Consider the following 15,622-nt stretch of genomic DNA (forward strand, 5'->3'; position numbering starts at 1 on the left):
TTTTTTCCGAATTCTGCGAGCCCCCCTTCAAGAGCCTGGCCGACGAGACCCGTGTTCGCGCCACCCTGCTTATCGCCAGCCTGGGCGAACTCTGTGTCTGCGAGCTGATGTGCGCGCTGGACGACAGCCAGCCGAAGGTCAGCCGCCACCTGGCGCAATTGCGCGGCAGCGGCCTGCTGCTGGATCGTCGCCAGGGCCAGTGGGTGTATTACCGCCTCAACCCCGAGCTGCCTGCCTGGGTGCACGAGATGCTGCAGGTCACCCTGCGAGCCAACGCGCAATGGTTGGCCGACAACACCCTCCGCCTGCAGAACATGGATGGTCGCCCCGTCCGTGATGCCGCCTGCTGCTGAACCTTTCCGAGCGAATTTCCGATGCTGGTCGCCATTGCTGTCTTCGTTTTCACCCTCGTCCTGGTCATCTGGCAGCCCAAGGGCCTTGGCGTCGGCTGGAGCGCCGCGCTGGGGGCAATCATTGCACTGGCCGCCGGTGCGGTTTCCCTGCACGACATCCCGGCCGTGTGGGCCATAGTCTGGAATGCCACCGCCACCTTCATCGCCGTCATCATCATCAGCCTGCTGCTGGATGAGGCCGGCTTCTTCGAGTGGGCGGCGCTGCACGTGGCTCGCTGGGCAAACGGCAGCGGCTATCGCCTGTTCGCCTTCTGCGTGCTGCTCGGGGCGGCCGTCTCGGCGCTGTTCGCCAACGATGGGGCTGCCCTGATCCTTACCCCCATCGTCATGTCGATGCTCCTCGCCCTGCGCTTTTCACCCGCGGCGACCCTGGCCTTCGTCATGGCGGCCGGTTTCATCGCCGACACAGCGAGCCTGCCGCTGGTGGTCTCCAACCTGGTGAACATTGTCTCGGCTGATTACTTCGGCCTGGGTTTTGCTGAGTACGCGTCGGTGATGGTGCCGGTGAACCTTGCCAGTGTCGCCGCCACCCTGCTGGTGCTGTTCCTGTTCTTCCGTCGCGACATCCCAAGGCAATACGCACTCGACGCACTGAAGGAGCCGAACGCTGCGATCCATGACCGCGCCACTTTCATCATCGGCTGGTGGACACTGCTGGTCCTGCTGGTTGGCCTGTTCGCCCTGGAGCCGCTCGGCATTCCGGTCAGCGCCGTCGCTGCCATCTGTGCAGCCATCCTGTTTGCCGTCGCCGCTCGCGGACACCGCATCTCCACCCGCCGCGTACTGCGCGAAGCGCCCTGGCAGGTGGTGGTTTTCTCCCTCGGCATGTACCTGGTGGTGTACGGGCTGAAGAACGCCGGCCTTACGGACTTCCTCACTCACCTGCTCGACCGCCTTGCCGAACAGGGCTTATGGAGCGCCGCCATCGGCACCGGCCTGCTCTCAGCGCTGCTCTCTTCGGTGATGAATAACATGCCCAGCGTGCTGGTCGGCGCCCTGTCGATCCAAGGCAGCAACGCGGAAGGCCTGGTGCGCGAGGCGATGATCTACGCCAATGTCATCGGCTGCGACCTTGGCCCGAAGATCACACCTATCGGCAGCCTCGCCACGCTGCTCTGGCTGCATGTACTGGAGCGCAAGGGCATGCGCATTACCTGGGGTTATTACTTCAAGGTCGGCATCCTCCTTACCCTGCCCGTTCTGCTGATCACTCTTTCGGCCCTGGCGCTGCGCCTGAGCCTCTGACGTCCGCTACGTAGCGGAGGAGACTTCCATGCGAGTCCTGTTCATGTGCACGGCCAACAGCTGCCGCAGCATCCTCTCCGAAGCCCTGTTCAACCACCTGGCGCCGGAAGGCTTCGAGGCGGTCAGCTCCGGCAGCTTCCCCAAGGGCCAAGTGCTGCCGCGCAGCCTCACCACCCTGCAGCAGGCCGGCATATCCATCGAGGGCCTGAGCAGCAAAGGCAACGACGCCTTCGAAGGGAATCCGCCGGACGTCGTCATCACTGTCTGCGACAAGGCCGCCGGCGAAGCCTGCCCGGTGTACTTCGGTCCGGCGCTGAAGTCTCACTGGGGGCTGGAAGACCCCTCTGATGTTGTAGGTGATGAGGCGTCCACTGACGCCGCCTTCCGCGCCACGCTGGCTCGCATCGAGCGGCGTTGCCGGGCCTTCTTCGCCCTTCCCTTCGACACCCTCGGCCGCGACGAACTCAAGCGCGAGCTGGATCGCATCGGCGCTCTGTGAGCAGGAGGAACCATGTCCGAGCAATTGCCCAACCTCGACCTTTCGCTGTTCGACATGCCGCCAGCGGCAACCCGTACCAGCGAGCACAAGCCGCGCATCCTGCTGCTGTACGGATCGACTCGCGAGCGTTCATTCAGCCGCCTGCTGGTGGAAGAAGCCGCGCGCCTGCTGCAGCACTTCGGCGCCGAAACACGCATCTTCAATCCTTCCGGTCTGCCATTACCTGACGACGTGCCGGTAGAGCATCCCAAGGTGCAGGAGCTGCGTGATCTGGTGCAGTGGTCGGAAGGCCAGGTCTGGTGCTCGCCGGAGCGTCACGGTGCAATGTCTGCCGTGTTCAAGGCGCAGATCGACTGGATTCCCCTGGCGCTCGGCGCCGTGCGCCCCACCCAGGGCAAGACGCTGGCGGTGATGCAGGTCTGCGGCGGCTCGCAGTCGTTCAACGTGGTCAACCAGCTGCGCGTGCTCGGCCGCTGGATGCGCATGTTCACCATCCCCAACCAATCCTCGGTGCCCAAGGCTTACCTGGAATTCGACGACGCGGGACGCATGAAGCCCTCCGCATACTACGATCGCGTGGTAGACGTGATGGAAGAACTGGTGAAGTTCACCCTCCTGCTGCGTGACCGCCAGGCGTTCCTGGTGGATCGTTATTCGGAGCGCAAGGAAAGCGCCGAGCAGCTTTCCGCCCGCGTGAATCAGCGCTCGATCTGAGGTCGCCATGGCCATCGAAATCAGAGAAGCCCGCCCGGAGGACGCTGCAGCGATCCAGGCGATCTACGCCCCTATCGTGACCGGCACGGCGATCTCCTTTGAGGAAGTACCGCCGACCATCGAGGAGATGCGGGAGCGCATCGTCACAACCCAGCAGACCTACCCATACCTTGTCGCGGAGCGCGATGGGCGCCTGGTTGGCTACGCCTACGCCAGCCAACACCGGGCGCGTGCCGCGTACCGATGGGCAGTCGACGTGACCGTCTACATCGCGGATGGCGAGCGACGTTCTGGTGTCGGCCGCAGGCTCTACTGCGAGTTGCTTCCCGCCCTCGCGAAACAGGGGTTCAACGCAGCCTATGCCGGCATTGCGCTGCCCAACGCTGGAAGCGTCGGTTTGCATGAACATCTGGGCTTCCAGCACGTCGGCACTTTCCCGCAGGTCGGTTTCAAGCTGGGCCAGTGGCACGACGTGGGCTATTGGCGATTGGAACTCAGTACGCCAAGCAACTCGCCCCGCGATCCCCGTCGATACCCGGAAGTCAACCGCTGAACGTCCGCCATGGGGCGGAAGCGGATCTTTACTGCTGGCCGAATCTACCGCCGTTCCGCTTGCTTCCTTTGACCACGATAGACAACGGAGGGCCCATCGAAACGGCGGAGCAATCCCTGAAGCCGTGCCGCAGGGGTTCGGCGCTGGACCCGCGTGATTGAGCAACGCATTGTCCCTGACAATCTCAGGCAAAAGGCGCGTCGTTTTGGACAGTTGATGCCGATCGCGGCAGTAGCGTGCTGTCGACAGCGATATTGAACAGCGCCAGATCACGATCCTTGTTGGCGATTTCCAGTCGAACTCTGATGGCCCAGATGTCCCTGACGCTCAGCGACTTCAGACTCCTTTCAGATTCGCCGCCGATACTCCCCTCATCGAACGACCCCTGGGGGGATCACCATGACCCAGCAAGAATGGAGCGGCCTGTTTCCATTCCACTTTGGCTCTGTCATCGAGCGACAAGCCCGTCTGACCTTGCGCCGCGAGGGCGACTCCGACCGCGAGGAGCTTGAAGCCTTCATCCACGAGCGCTTCGAGTCCATCCACCACGCTGACGTGCACCACTATCTGCCGGAGCTCATCGGGCTTCAGGACAGCCACGGGCGCTTGATCGCAGCCGCTGGCATTCGTCCGGCCAGTCACGGGTCGCTGTTTCTCGAGCGCTACCTGGACGAGCCGCTGGAGGCTGTTGTGTCGCGGCTTGCAGGGCGTGCCGTCGGGCGTGATCAGTTGGTCGAGGTAGGCAACCTTGCCGCCCTGAGTGCTGGCAGTGCGCGCGTGATCATCACCGCCGTGACCTGGCTGCTGGCTGCACGCGACCTGCAATGGGTCGCCTTTACCGGCGCCTCCACCCTGGTCAACAGCTTCCACCGATTGGGATTGGAGCCGACCGTGATCGCCGAAGCCGACCCATGCCGCCTGAATGGCGAGCTGGCCAGCTGGGGCAGCTATTACGCGCAGCATCCCCTGGTCTATGCAGGAAACATCGGTTACGGCCATGACGAGCTGGAGCGCGCGGGTGTGTACAAGCGCATGGGTTTCCCGATGCTGCTGCAGGAGGCCGGCCATGCCGCATGAACTGAACGCCTTTCGTGAAGTGCTGCAGACGCACGCTACGAAGCATGCGTCGACAGTGGCTATACGCGGAATCACTGGCAACGTCACCTATGCCCAGCTTCTGGCTGAAATTGAACGTCGCGAAGCTTGGCTACGAGAGCAACCCGAAGGGCCGCTTGCCCTTGCATTGGAGAACGACCCCGAAGCGCTCTTCTGGGATCTGGCCGCCCTCTTCGCTGAGCGCCCTTGCGTCATCCTTCCGCCCTTTTTCAGTGCCGCCCAGCGCCTGCATTGCTTGATGCAGACCCAGGCGACGCTTGCCGTCGCCAACGACGCCTTTGCAGAAGATCTGCGAGCAGCCGGATTCACACCAGGCGAGCGCTTCTGGGAGCGGCCGGCCGTTGTCGACGCCGACCTACCGGCAGGCACTGCCAAGATCACCTACACCTCCGGCAGTACCGGGTCGCCCAAGGGCGTATGCCTGAGCGCCTCGTCACTGCTGCGCGTTGCACAGGAGCTCGAAGCAGCGAGCCGTCCCACCGAGCCCACGAGGTACCTCGCAGTACTTCCGCTGGCTGTCCTGCTGGAGAACCTCGGTATTTATGCAGCGCTGCTGGCGGGAGCCAGTATCACGCTCTATCCGCAAGCACAGATGGGTATCGGTGGCGCCAGTCAGGTCGACTGGAAACGCTTCCTCGGCATCATTGCACTCAGCGGCGCCGAGAGCCTGATTCTGGTGCCACAGCTCCTGCTTGGCCTGGTCACCGCCATCGAGCGCGGCATGATGAAAGCCGGCCCCCTGCGTTTTGTCGCTGTGGGGGGTGCCAAAGTGGCGAGCAGCTTGCTGGAGCGCGCCGAAGCAGTGGGTCTTCCGGTCTTCGAAGGCTACGGGCTCTCCGAATGCGCCTCCGTGGTTTGCCTGAACCGCCCCGGCGATCAACATCCAGGCAGCGTGGGGCGTCCTCTGCCGCACGTCCAGGTGCGTATCGCGGATGACGGGGAAGTACTGGTTCGCGGTTCAACCCTGCTGGGCTACCTGGGCGAACCTGCTTTCGACAGGGAATGGTGGCCAACCGGCGATCTCGGTCATTTCGACGCTGCGGGCTTCCTCTACCTGGCGGGCCGCAAGAAGAACCAGTTCATCACCAGCTTCGGTCGCAACGTGAATCCGGAGTGGATCGAGGCCGAGCTTTCCCAGACGGGCGTAATCCTCCAGGCCTTCGTCCACGGCGAAGGGCTGCCGCGCAACTTCGCACTGCTCTGGCCCATCGACCCAGGCATCAGCGACGAAGCCATCGAGCAGGCCGTGCAGCACTGCAACGCCGGCTTACCCGATTACGCACGGGTTCATGCCTGGAGACGCCTACCCGGCCCCTTTAGCGGTGCTGACGGAACCCTGACCAGTAACGGCCGGCCGCGCCGCCAGGAAATCCTCCGCCGCCACCAGCCCCTCATCACTGAACTCTCGCAATCCTGAGGTCTGCCATGCACTTCTTCGACACGCTCCAATCCGCCACCACCCAGGAACGCCAGGCGCTGTTCAGCGTCCCTGTCATTCGCGACGCCCTGGGTGGCGTTGTCAGCCTGGAGGGCTACATCGCCTTCCTCACTCAGGCCTATCACCACGTTCGCCATACCGTGCCACTGATGATGGCGTGCGGCGCTCGTCTGCCCAGCCGACTTGAATGGCTGCGCGGTGCAGTCTGCGAATACATCGAGGAGGAATACGGCCACGAGCAGTGGATTCTCAATGATATTGCCGCCTGCGGAGGCGATGCGGAGCAGGTGCGTAACAGTCGCCCCAGCCTGCCGATCGAGCTGATGGTGGCCTTCCTCTATGACTTGATTGCCCGCGACAATCCCGTCGGCCTGTTCGGCATGGTCAATGTCCTCGAAGGCACCAGTATCGCCCTGGCTACCCAGGCCGCAGGCAGCATCCAGCAAGGACTTGGCCTGCCGCCGACGGCATTCAGCTACCTGAGCTCCCACGGCGCGCTCGACCAGGATCACATGGCGACCTATCGCGGGTTGATGAACCGCCTGGATCATCCGGAAGATCAAGAGGCGGTGATTCATTCCGCCAAGGTCGTCTACCAGCTGTACACCGAAATGTTCCGGGGCCTGCCGCGCGCCCAGCAGCCAGAGGTGCAGCATGCGTCTGCGTGAGTCGGTGGTGGTATTGACCGGTGCCAGCGGCGGCATCGGCCTGGAACTGGCCAGCCAACTGTGTGCTGGCGGCGCTCGAGTGCTGGCCATCAGCCGGAACCTTGGCGGTCTGGCGGTGCTCATGAACCGTTATCCCAATCAGTTGCGCTGGCACTCTGCCGACCTTCGTACCCAAAGTGGCCGGCAGGAAGTAGCCACCGCTGCCTGGGCCATGGGCGGCGTGAACGTGCTGATCAACGCCGCAGGTGTGAACCGCTTCGCCCTGCTGGAGCAGATCGATGAGGACACGCTGGACGACCTGCTGGATCTCAACATCAAGGCCCCGCTGCAGCTGACCCGTCTGCTGCTGCCATTGTTGCGCGAGCAGCCTCATGCGTTGGTGGTGAACGTTGGCTCCATCTATGGCTCCATCGGCTATCCCGGCTACGCGACCTATAGCGCCAGTAAGTTCGCCTTGCGCGGATTCTCCGAGGCGCTTCGACGTGAGCTGGCTGATACCACCGTCGACGTTCTCTACGCGGCACCACGTGCCACCCGTACTTCGATGAACACTTCGGCAGCCAACGCCCTCAACCAGGCGCTGAAAGTCGGCATGGATGATCCGGTCGATGTAGCGCGAGCAGTGCTTGATGCGGTGCAGAACCAACGCAGCGAGCTGTATCTGGGATGGCCGGAAAAACTCTTCGTGCGCCTCAACGGCATGCTGCCCGGCCTGGTCGACCGCGCGTTGCGCAAGCAGCTCCCGCTTATCCGCCGTTACAGCGATGCCAACGCCAAGGAGCACAGCAAATGAAACACCTGATACTCGCCAGCCTCATTGCCTTCTCTCCGCTTACCTGGGCACTCGATCAGGCCGGCAGCCAGCACCTCGGCGCGATCCAGCAACGTTGGGCGCAAATCCAGTACCAGTTGCCCGAAGAACAACGCGCAGCCGCTTTCGAAAAGCTGGCGAGCGACGCAGAGGCCTTCACCCGCGAGCAGCCCCAGGCTGCGGAAGCCTGGATCTGGAACGGAATCGTCACCAGCAGTTGGGCCGGCGCCACAGGCGGGCTTGGCGCGCTGGGCAAGGTCAAAGCCGCCAGGGCAAGCCTGGAGAAGGCGCTGGCACTCGATCCGAACGCTCTGCAGGGGTCCGCCTATACCAGCCTTGGCGCACTCTATGATCGAGTGCCTGGCTGGCCCATCGGGTTCGGTGACTCGGACAAGGCAGATGAAATGCTGCGCAAGGCGCTGCGGTTGAATCCAGAAGGCATCGACAGCAACTACTTCTGGGGTGACCATCTCTATCGCCAAGGGCATTACGTCGAAGCGCGCGCGGCTTTGCAGAAAGCCCTGCAGGCACCGCCACGGCCCGGCCGTGAGCTGGCCGACCAGGGCCGGCGCGGCGAAATCGATGCTTTACTCAAGACGATCAAGGACAAGCAGGACTGAGCATGCGGCTGCTGATAGTCGAAGACGATCCCGCGCTGGGGGAAGGTATCTGCAACGGTCTGCGCCAGGAGGGTTACACCATCGACTGGCTGCAGGACGGGGTGAGTGCCTTGCACGCCTTGCAGCAGGAGACATTCGATCTCGTCGTGCTGGATCTGGGACTTCCGCGCCTGGATGGCATCGAGGTGTTGCGCCGGTTGCGTGCCGGGGGCGATGCGGTGCCCGTGCTTATCCTGACCGCCCGTGACGCGACCGATGATCGCATCGCCGGACTCGATGTCGGCGCCGACGACTACCTGGTCAAGCCGTTCGACCTCAATGAGCTGAAAGCTCGTCTGCGTGCGCTGCTTCGACGTAGCGCAGGTCGCGCCAAGGTACTGATCGAGCATGCCGGGGTGACGCTCGACCCGGCCACTCGGCAAGTCAGCTACCAGGGGCATCCAGTCGTGCTGACCCCCAAAGAGTATCGGCTGCTCCACGAGCTGCTGTCCCAACCCGGCAAGGTCTTCACCCGCGAGCGGCTCACTCAGCTCCTCTACGGATGGGATGAGGAGCCCGAGAGCAACACGCTGGAGGTGAACGTCTACCACCTGCGCAAGAAGCTCTTCAACGATCTGATCCGCACGGTGCGCGGCATTGGCTACCTGGTGGAAGGCAAAGCATGAGTTCGTTGCGCCAACGCACGCTCTGGCGAGTCATGCTGCTGTTGCTGGTCGGTACCGGCCTGCTCGCGCTCTACAACTATCACGACAGCAGCCACGAGATCGACGAGATCTACGACGCCCATCTGGCGCAGAACGCGCGCCTCCTGCAAGGCGTCATGAGCATGCCCCTGGACGACAAGGATCGCCATGCGTTGTACCTGGCATTCAATGAAGCACTGAGCCAGGCGGGCAAGCATCGCGTCGGCCATCCCTACGAGAGCAAACTCGCCTTCCAGGTGTGGCGCATCAACGGTGAAGTCCTGGTGCATACGGTCAGTGCCCCGAGCTTCACTCGCCCTCTGACCGAGCCGGGCTTCTCCAACATCATGGTGGGGGAGCAGCGATGGCGCAGCTTCGTGCTTCCCGTGCCAGAGCGCCAGTTGGTGATCTGGGTCGGTGAGCGCAACGATGTGCGCGACGACCTGATCGGTCGTATCGTCCGCCACACGCTGTTTCCCTTCCTGATCGGAAGTCTCGCGCTGGCATTGCTGGTATGGCTGGCCATCGGCTGGGGGCTGCAACCGCTGCAGAATATGGCTCGTGTCATCCGGGCGCGGCATGCAGAGTCACTGGAGCCACTGCAACTCGTGCCTCTACCCCGGGAGCTGGAACCCATGCAGGCGGCGCTGAATCGACTGCTGGGGCAGATCGATGAACTGCTGCGTCGAGAGCACCGATTCATTGCCGACGCTGCGCACGAGATGCGTACGCCCCTGGCAATTCTTCGGCTGCATGCGCAGAACGCGCTCGAGGCCAGGAGCGATGCCGAGCGAGATAAAGCCCTGGAGTTTCTGGTTGGTGGCGTGGATCGTCTCAGTCGAGTGGTAAATCAGCTGCTGACCATGGCGAGAATCGAGCCGCGGCTAGGGCAGCGCAACTGGTCAACGGTAGATCTGGCGGTAGTCGCTACGGAGACCATGGCAGAGATGACACCCTGGATTTTGAATCAGGGGCAGGAACCGTCATTGGAGATTTCCGAGGGCAATTATCAGCTTCAAAGCGACGCGGGCGCTTTGGGAATTGCCCTGCAGAACCTGGTGGCGAACGCAGTAAATCACTCGCCAGCTGGCGGTCGAGTCAATATCACGCTGCACCGTGAAGGTCATGGGATTGTACTCAACGTAGAAGACCAGGGGCCAGGCATCGACCCGGAAGACCTGGAGCGTGTCTTCGAACGCTTCTACAGCAAAGGTTCCGAGAACGGCGCCGGACTGGGCCTGTCCATTGTCGGGATGATCATGGAGCGGCTTGGGGGCAGTGTGCAGTTGAGCAATCTCTCTACCGGCGGGCTTCGCGCAACGCTGAGGATCGTACCTACGCCCTGAACCTTTAAGTCCGCTATTCGGTTGCAGCCTCTCGCCATGGGCGAGCAACCGGCCAGAAGCGGCCGCTGACGATGACTAGATCTGAGGGATGATCTGTCTTTGAAGTTAAGGCGCTCAGCGATTATTCACCCGCTACCGATTCTGTCAAAAGTACTCTCGAGGTAGTGGAAACGCAGCAGCATGCTGCCCTGCTGGAACGTATTGGCTGCGCTATCGTTGCAAGGCTTATGGCATTGCTCCGCCCCAGCCCGCTGAGTGCTTTCTCTCCTGGGCAAGGCAATGGGATTGGTTCTCCAGTAAAGCGACTGCCGCTATAACGAATGCGCATGTCAAACCTGTGCTCCAGCGACTCCCTCATGAGATGCAATAACACGATTACGACCCGACTCCTTGGCCTGGTAAAGCAACGCATCGGCGCGAGCCAGCACCTTGGTTGGGTCTATGACCGCGCCCTCGGAACAAGCTACTCCGAGCGATAGCGTGACTCGCCCGACAGGAGGAATAGACGACATTTCCAGTGATTGACGGATGCGTTCAGCGACTTCGATTGCCGCAGGCAAGCTCGTTTGGGGTAACAGCAGGATGAACTCCTCACCTCCCACCCGACACGCTAGGTCGCCTTCCCTACAGCTCTGACTGAGCAACGCCGCAAAGGACTGCAGGACCTTATCTCCCACCGCGTGGCCAAACTCGTCGTTCACGCGCTTGAAGTGGTCAATATCCATGCTGATCACTGCGTAGCGCTTACCGAGGAGATGCCATTCGCGCAGTGCGCTTTCCAGCACACGGCGATTGCCGAGCCCCGTAAGGGGGTCGCTCAGCGCTTGGTGATTGAGCTTGCCTATGCGCTCTTGTGTCAGCAACGCGCCAATAATCATCGCGCGGCGTATCTGCCACGCTTCGACGTACCATGCCTGAACCTTACGAATCCCCTCCTCACTAGCGTGCTGGCCCGCGTACTCGGCCAGTTGACTGAGGGGACGGCTAATGCGCGATGCGGCCCACCAGAGCAGCAGCAATCCAAGCAGACTCATCGGGATGATGCCGAGCACAACCTGCAACATGAGATTCCAGAGCGTGCTGAGCGGAACGCTCAGGGGCTGCTGAGATACCACCCCCCAACCGCTGTGCGGGACCGACGCATAGCCGGCGAGCATGTCAGCTCCCGTTGTATTGCTTACAAGTGAGGCTCCACTTTCGCCGCGTAACACTGCGTCAACGACAGGGTTGTCAACCTCTTCGCCGATGCGGTCGGAGTCCGGATGAAACAGCACATGGCGCTGCTCGTCCACGAGATAGACAAACGAAGAATCCTGCTGGAAATGCATGCTGATAATCTGGTTTAGGGCGTTTTCCTTGTGCAGGTAAATAGTCCCCCCCACCAGCCCTAGAAATTCACCTTCATCACTCCAAATTGGCTGAGAAACAAAAACGATCAGGTTTCCAACCAAAGAGCTGAACGCGGGGCTGATCATGGGTTTGCGCTCGTCCAGGGGAGCTCTGGAACGAAGAGTCTGACCATTGATGCTCAGCGATGCAGGGAAAGACGACACTATTCGCCCTCGAGCATCAGCGACCACTACGGTGTTGAAGCTGTGGTCTTGCTCAGCCAGCCGGCGGACTTCAGCGCCTCGCTCGATCTCACGCTGAAAGTTTTGACCAATGGCACGTGAACTGAAGGCTAACCGGTCCAGGTCATCACCCAGGCTCTGACCGATGGTCAGCGCCACCTTGGCCGCATAGGCTCTATTCGCCTCCAGAGAGTTATGAATCAACGTCGCTCGCTGGATTCGGTATGTGGCATAGAGATCGTTCAACAACGTCGCCAGGATTGCTAACAGCGCCAAGAGCAAGGTTAGCGTGCGTAAGTTGATTCGCGGGATTGGCCTTGATGGCATGAAGGGAACCATATGTGAGCGTTGACAGGAGCGAATGATTGATTTCTGTCCCAATGCCCAATCGCACCGCGGTCGCCTTGATGGATCGCGTCCCGCATGACCATATTCTACGTAAGGATATATATAGCAAATAGCCACCATCGGCGCACCAATGAGAGCGAACCAATAGGGGCAGAACTGGAAAGCCGCATCTCAGCTCAGGTCAGACAGGCTGAGCTCGGGGGTGTGGGCGCTGGCCGAGGCTGCCAATCGCATCGCTCTAAGGCCGCGAATAGACCTTGAACAGGTTCTGGTCCAGCTCGCTCGGCGCGCCGAAGTACTTGCTGTAGAGGGGCAAGAAAGCATCGGAGCGATACAGCTCGCTCAATGCGGTATCCACCTGCAGGCGGAAGTCCTCGTCGCCGCGGGGCATGGCCAGGGCCACCGGCGCATAGTCGAAGCGCCGGGTGAGCACCATCAGGCTGGCCTTGCCGCTGCTGCGCTCAACCAGACTGCGCAGGGTCATCTGGTCGAAGAAGAACGCGTCGGCCTTGCCGCCGGCCACCGCCTCGATGCCTTCCGCCGCGCCGGGCACGCTCTGCAGCGTAACCAGCACCTTGAGCAGGCGCAGCTTTTCCCGCACCCAGGTTTCTACCCGCGTATCAGCGGGCACCGCGAAGGTGTAGGCTGCCAGGCCGCGATTCAGGGTGGCACGCCAGGTCGGGCCGCTCTTGTCTACCTCACCGTTGAGCAAGCGCACCAGGAAGAACGGCGCATCCTTGCGCACCACCACGCCCAGGCCGGCGGTGTATACCGGCAGGGAGAAATCGAGGCTCTGCCGCAGCTTGAGGGTTTCCACCATCGGGCTGCAGAGCAGATCGACGCCACCGGCTCCCAGCATTTCCGCAGCCTTATCCGCACTCAGCGGGACGAAGCGCACCTGCATTTGAGCCAGGCCTGGCTGGGTGCGCAACTGGTCTGCCACCTTCTGGCACAGGTCGATGCCGTAGCCGACGGCGCTTTCGCCGTCGCTGGCGGAGAATGGCGGGCGCTCCGGCAGGTAGCCCAGGGTCAGGGTATGGCTGCTGCGGATGCGTTCCAGGGTCTGGGCCGGAGCCACCAACGGCAGCGCGGCGACCAGCATGACGAAGATACGAGGGAACCAGCGCTTCATGACCGACCCTCCGCGTTGAGCTTGGCCTGCGGACCGATGAAACGGTCCGCGATGTAGCCGAACATCAGGTAACCCACCGCCGTGACCAGCATGCCGCCGAACACCGCTTCCATCCCCGACGCGTAAAGCGCGTAGAAGCTGTACGCCATGGCGACCAGCAGCGCCGCGACATTGCGGTGGTGCGGGTAACCGGTCACGCCGGCCTTCTGCATGATCACCAGCAACGCCGACAGCGCGGTGATGTAAGGCACGATGTTGGTCACCGCCGCCAGGCTGACCAGCTTGCCGAACTGCTCCGACGCGTTAGGAGAAATGGTCGATACCGCCATCGCGCTCTGCAGCGCAGCATTGGCCACCAGCCCGAGAATCGGCGCCCCAAGCAGCGTCACTTTGCTGAACAGACGCGGGAACATGCGCTGTTCGGCGGTAACCTTGGCGGTCTGCGCCAGGGTGAACTGCCAGCCTAGAAGCGAGCCCACGCAGGCCATCACCGCCAGCGCCATGATGATGTTGCCCACTACCGGATTAAACATCTGCGCATAAACGTAAGCGAACGGCGCGCTGGAATTGGCAAGCTCGGCATTGGGTACGATGCCCATGATCACCGTCGTGGACAGCACGTAGACCACCGCTGCGCCCAAGGTGCCCAGCAGACAGGCCAGCGGCACGTTGCGCTTGGGGTTCTCCACGGCGTCGGAGTTCTGCGCCGCCGACTCCATGCCGAGGAAGGCCCAGAGGGTCAGTGGGATGCTCTGGGTGATGGCGTCGTTCATGGCGATGCTGTTCGGGTTCCAGGCGGCGTCGAACACCTGCTTGTCGAACCAGAACCAGCCGATGATCGACAGCCCCGCCACCGGGATGATCACGCCCCACACGGTGATGGAACCAATCTGCCCGGTCACCTTGGGCCCGCCGAAGTTCGCCAGGGAGGTCAGCCAGATCAGCCCGACGCTGCCGATGAACAGCGGCATGGCGCCGGTGCCCAGCCAGGGAATGAAGGGCGTCAGGTAACCCACCGCGGAGATGGCGATGGCTACGTTGCCAATGGCCAGCGAAAGGAAGTACAGGTAGGAGCAGAGGAAGAACGCCGACTTGCCGTGGGCCTCCTCGGTATAGGCCGACATCCCGCCCGAACGCGGGCAGTAGATGCCGCACTGGGCGAAGCAGTAGGCGATGGCCATGGAACCGACGGCAGTGATGATCCAAGACAGTAAGGAGATCGCCCCCAACTGCGCCATGCTGGTGGGCAGCATGATGATGCCCGATCCCATCATATTGACCGCGACCAAGGTGGTGAGACCCGTCAGCGTCATTTTCTTGCCGGATGCTGCCATGACAGAGATCTTCCGTAAGTAACATCCTACGAAGATAGGATTAGTCGGAAAAAGCCGCACAGTTTTTGTGGCAAAGATAGGTTTTAGGTGAGTTTCATTTCCTTCAATCTGTGAACAGTTCGCAAGAAACTAGTCAGTCGTCAAACTGACTCGCCACGGGCCGGAGATCCATCGAGCAAGGTAATAGCCCGTCTGCCGCCGATATCGCGGTTGGATGGGAGGGGCGGCTGAGCAATGCGGCGGTTAGATCCTCGGGGATTCCTCTTCCGTTTGTCGAAGGCTGCATGGCCACGAAGCGAAACCGCTAGAATGACTGGAACGCCCGTATGCCGGGGCTTACCTGATGACCAACAGTCAACGCCCATCCCAGCTCTTCCAGGTCAGTTGCCTTGCCTGTTCGCTGAGCCGCCTTTGCCTTCCAGCCAGCCTGACCGAAGGTGAAGTAGCGGAGCTGGACCGCATAGTTCGCCGCAACCGGCCGCTGCACAAAGGGGAGTATCTGTTTCGCGCTGGCGAACCGATGCGGCAGGTCTTCGCCTTGCGCTCGGGAGCTCTGAAGACCTACCTGATTGAGTCTAATGGTGATCAGCAGGTGACCGGCTTTGTCCTGCCCGGCGAGATGATTGGGCTGGATGCAATCGGGGCGCCCTCCTTCCGAGGGTTCGCTGTGGCTCTGGAGACTTCGCTGGTATGCGCCATCGACTTGGAGCAGTTGGAGGATCTCTCCGGACGCATTCCCGGACTGCGCCATCAATTACTGCATATCCTCAGCCAGGGGATCCACGGCGAGCACGAACACATTCGCTGCAACCGCGAGCGTGCCGAGCAGCGGCTGGCCCAGTTCCTGTTGAGCCTGTCGGCGCGCTACCAGCAGCGGGGACTGCGCCAGGACCGCTTCACGCTATGTATGACGCGTGGCGATATCGGCAATTACCTCGATCTGTCTTTGGAAACCATCAGCCGGCTGTTCACTCGCTTCGCGCAGACGGGCCTGATCGAATGCGAGGGACGGGAGGTACATTTGCTCAACCACCAAGAGCTTTGCCGATTGAGCGGGATCGAAGGGCAAGGCGCCGCAACCGAAAATCGCTGAGTCTGCTCACCTGGAGCTGCCCTTCAGCTGCCAGAACG

16 protein-coding genes and 1 pseudogene are annotated in these 15,622 nt (G+C 61.9%); 13 read left to right on the top strand and 4 right to left on the bottom strand.

Annotated features, from left to right (window positions below; all coding sequences use genetic code 11):
• Positions 1–35: 35 nt before the first annotated feature.
• Genes C167_RS0100685 through C167_RS0100705 form a run of 5 tightly spaced genes read left to right on the top strand, consistent with a single transcriptional unit; the run spans position 36 to position 3,424 of the window.
• On the top strand, positions 36–353 hold the full coding sequence (locus tag C167_RS0100685; protein ID WP_081596626.1) for a metalloregulator ArsR/SmtB family transcription factor: 318 nt from the start codon (positions 36–38) through the stop codon (positions 351–353).
• Positions 354–374: 21 nt separating this feature from the next.
• Positions 375–1,658, top strand: coding sequence for an arsenic transporter (locus C167_RS0100690; RefSeq protein WP_017516365.1), 1,284 nt, complete (start codon positions 375–377; stop codon positions 1,656–1,658).
• 28 nt (positions 1,659–1,686) lie between these two features.
• Complete coding sequence (locus C167_RS0100695) at positions 1,687–2,157, top strand: arsenate reductase ArsC (protein ID WP_017516366.1); 471 nt, start codon at positions 1,687–1,689, stop codon at positions 2,155–2,157.
• A gap of 12 nt (positions 2,158–2,169) precedes the next feature.
• Positions 2,170–2,871, top strand: a complete 702-nt coding sequence (arsH, locus tag C167_RS0100700) for an arsenical resistance protein ArsH (protein ID WP_017516367.1) — start codon at positions 2,170–2,172, stop codon at positions 2,869–2,871.
• Positions 2,872–2,878: 7 nt separating this feature from the next.
• The gene (locus tag C167_RS0100705; protein ID WP_017516368.1) at positions 2,879–3,424 is read left to right on the top strand and encodes an arsinothricin resistance N-acetyltransferase ArsN1 family B; all 546 of its coding nucleotides are present in this window, start codon (positions 2,879–2,881) and stop codon (positions 3,422–3,424) included.
• 232 nt (positions 3,425–3,656) lie between these two features.
• Here the strand turns inward: C167_RS0100705 and C167_RS34945 are convergent.
• Positions 3,657–3,755 (bottom strand): annotated as a pseudogene (locus C167_RS34945) (integrase); the annotation flags it as partial.
• Between the two features lie 68 nt (positions 3,756–3,823).
• Between C167_RS34945 and C167_RS0100710 the strand changes: the two are divergent.
• From C167_RS0100710 to C167_RS0100740, 7 genes are read left to right on the top strand one after another with little or no spacing between them, the layout of a single operon-like run.
• Positions 3,824–4,501, top strand: coding sequence for a thermostable hemolysin (locus C167_RS0100710; protein ID WP_017516369.1), 678 nt, complete (start codon positions 3,824–3,826; stop codon positions 4,499–4,501).
• A complete protein-coding gene (locus tag C167_RS0100715) occupies positions 4,491–5,957 on the top strand; it encodes an AMP-binding protein (RefSeq protein ID WP_017516370.1) in 1,467 nt (488 codons plus the stop codon). Before C167_RS0100710 ends, C167_RS0100715 begins: the two co-directional genes overlap by 11 nt.
• 8 nt (positions 5,958–5,965) lie before the next feature.
• A complete protein-coding gene (locus tag C167_RS0100720; protein WP_017516371.1) occupies positions 5,966–6,646 on the top strand; it encodes a TenA family transcriptional regulator in 681 nt (226 codons plus the stop codon).
• Positions 6,633–7,439, top strand: coding sequence for an SDR family oxidoreductase (locus C167_RS0100725; protein ID WP_017516372.1), 807 nt, complete (start codon positions 6,633–6,635; stop codon positions 7,437–7,439). The genes C167_RS0100720 and C167_RS0100725 overlap by 14 nt, the downstream gene beginning before the upstream one ends.
• The gene (locus C167_RS0100730; RefSeq protein ID WP_017516373.1) at positions 7,436–8,077 is read left to right on the top strand and encodes a tetratricopeptide repeat protein; all 642 of its coding nucleotides are present in this window, start codon (positions 7,436–7,438) and stop codon (positions 8,075–8,077) included. The genes C167_RS0100725 and C167_RS0100730 overlap by 4 nt, the downstream gene beginning before the upstream one ends.
• 2 nt (positions 8,078–8,079) lie before the next feature.
• Positions 8,080–8,742, top strand: coding sequence for a response regulator (locus C167_RS0100735; RefSeq protein ID WP_017516374.1), 663 nt, complete (start codon positions 8,080–8,082; stop codon positions 8,740–8,742).
• The gene (locus tag C167_RS0100740) at positions 8,739–10,106 is read left to right on the top strand and encodes an ATP-binding protein (RefSeq protein ID WP_017516375.1); all 1,368 of its coding nucleotides are present in this window, start codon (positions 8,739–8,741) and stop codon (positions 10,104–10,106) included. The genes C167_RS0100735 and C167_RS0100740 overlap by 4 nt, the downstream gene beginning before the upstream one ends.
• Before the next feature lie 329 nt (positions 10,107–10,435).
• Here the strand turns inward: C167_RS0100740 and C167_RS0100745 are convergent, their stop codons facing one another.
• From C167_RS0100745 to potE, 3 genes are all read right to left on the bottom strand, one after another.
• Complete coding sequence (locus C167_RS0100745) at positions 10,436–11,923, bottom strand: diguanylate cyclase (RefSeq protein WP_235154267.1); 1,488 nt, start codon at positions 11,921–11,923, stop codon at positions 10,436–10,438.
• Positions 11,924–12,263: 340 nt separating this feature from the next.
• The gene (locus tag C167_RS0100750; protein WP_017516377.1) at positions 12,264–13,157 is read right to left on the bottom strand and encodes an amino acid ABC transporter substrate-binding protein; all 894 of its coding nucleotides are present in this window, start codon (positions 13,155–13,157) and stop codon (positions 12,264–12,266) included.
• Positions 13,154–14,491 carry a putrescine-ornithine antiporter gene (gene potE / locus C167_RS0100755; protein WP_026078713.1) on the bottom strand — a complete coding sequence of 446 codons (1,338 nt, stop codon included), beginning with the start codon at positions 14,489–14,491 and terminating at the stop codon, positions 13,154–13,156. Before potE ends, C167_RS0100750 begins: the two co-directional genes overlap by 4 nt.
• Before the next feature lie 343 nt (positions 14,492–14,834).
• Here potE and fnr point away from each other — a divergent pair, with 343 nt between their 5' ends.
• Positions 14,835–15,584, top strand: a complete 750-nt coding sequence (gene fnr, locus C167_RS0100760; RefSeq protein WP_017516380.1) for a fumarate/nitrate reduction transcriptional regulator Fnr — start codon at positions 14,835–14,837, stop codon at positions 15,582–15,584.
• Positions 15,585–15,622: the final 38 nt, after the last annotated feature.

The organism is Pseudomonas nitroreducens TX1 (assembly GCF_000313755.1).
GTDB classification, from domain to species: domain Bacteria; phylum Pseudomonadota; class Gammaproteobacteria; order Pseudomonadales; family Pseudomonadaceae; genus Pseudomonas; species Pseudomonas nitroreducens_A.

Excerpts from the sequence above, each read along its gene's own strand:
- C167_RS0100690 (WP_017516365.1), top strand. The coding sequence starts at position 375 with ATGCTGGTCGCCATTGCTGTCTTCGTTTTCACCCTCGTCCTGGTCATC.
- C167_RS0100695 (WP_017516366.1), top strand. The coding sequence starts at position 1,687 with ATGCGAGTCCTGTTCATGTGCACGGCCAACAGCTGCCGCAGCATCCTC.
- arsH (WP_017516367.1), top strand. The coding sequence starts at position 2,170 with ATGTCCGAGCAATTGCCCAACCTCGACCTTTCGCTGTTCGACATGCCG.
- C167_RS0100705 (WP_017516368.1), top strand. The coding sequence starts at position 2,879 with ATGGCCATCGAAATCAGAGAAGCCCGCCCGGAGGACGCTGCAGCGATC.
- C167_RS0100710 (WP_017516369.1), top strand. The coding sequence starts at position 3,824 with ATGACCCAGCAAGAATGGAGCGGCCTGTTTCCATTCCACTTTGGCTCT.
- C167_RS0100715 (WP_017516370.1), top strand. The coding sequence starts at position 4,491 with ATGCCGCATGAACTGAACGCCTTTCGTGAAGTGCTGCAGACGCACGCT.
- C167_RS0100720 (WP_017516371.1), top strand. The coding sequence starts at position 5,966 with ATGCACTTCTTCGACACGCTCCAATCCGCCACCACCCAGGAACGCCAG.
- C167_RS0100725 (WP_017516372.1), top strand. The coding sequence starts at position 6,633 with ATGCGTCTGCGTGAGTCGGTGGTGGTATTGACCGGTGCCAGCGGCGGC.
- C167_RS0100730 (WP_017516373.1), top strand. The coding sequence starts at position 7,436 with ATGAAACACCTGATACTCGCCAGCCTCATTGCCTTCTCTCCGCTTACC.
- C167_RS0100735 (WP_017516374.1), top strand. The coding sequence starts at position 8,080 with ATGCGGCTGCTGATAGTCGAAGACGATCCCGCGCTGGGGGAAGGTATC.
- C167_RS0100740 (WP_017516375.1), top strand. The coding sequence starts at position 8,739 with ATGAGTTCGTTGCGCCAACGCACGCTCTGGCGAGTCATGCTGCTGTTG.
- C167_RS0100750 (WP_017516377.1), bottom strand. The coding sequence starts at position 13,157 with ATGAAGCGCTGGTTCCCTCGTATCTTCGTCATGCTGGTCGCCGCGCTG.
- potE (WP_026078713.1), bottom strand. The coding sequence starts at position 14,491 with ATGGCAGCATCCGGCAAGAAAATGACGCTGACGGGTCTCACCACCTTG.
- fnr (WP_017516380.1), top strand. The coding sequence starts at position 14,835 with ATGACCAACAGTCAACGCCCATCCCAGCTCTTCCAGGTCAGTTGCCTT.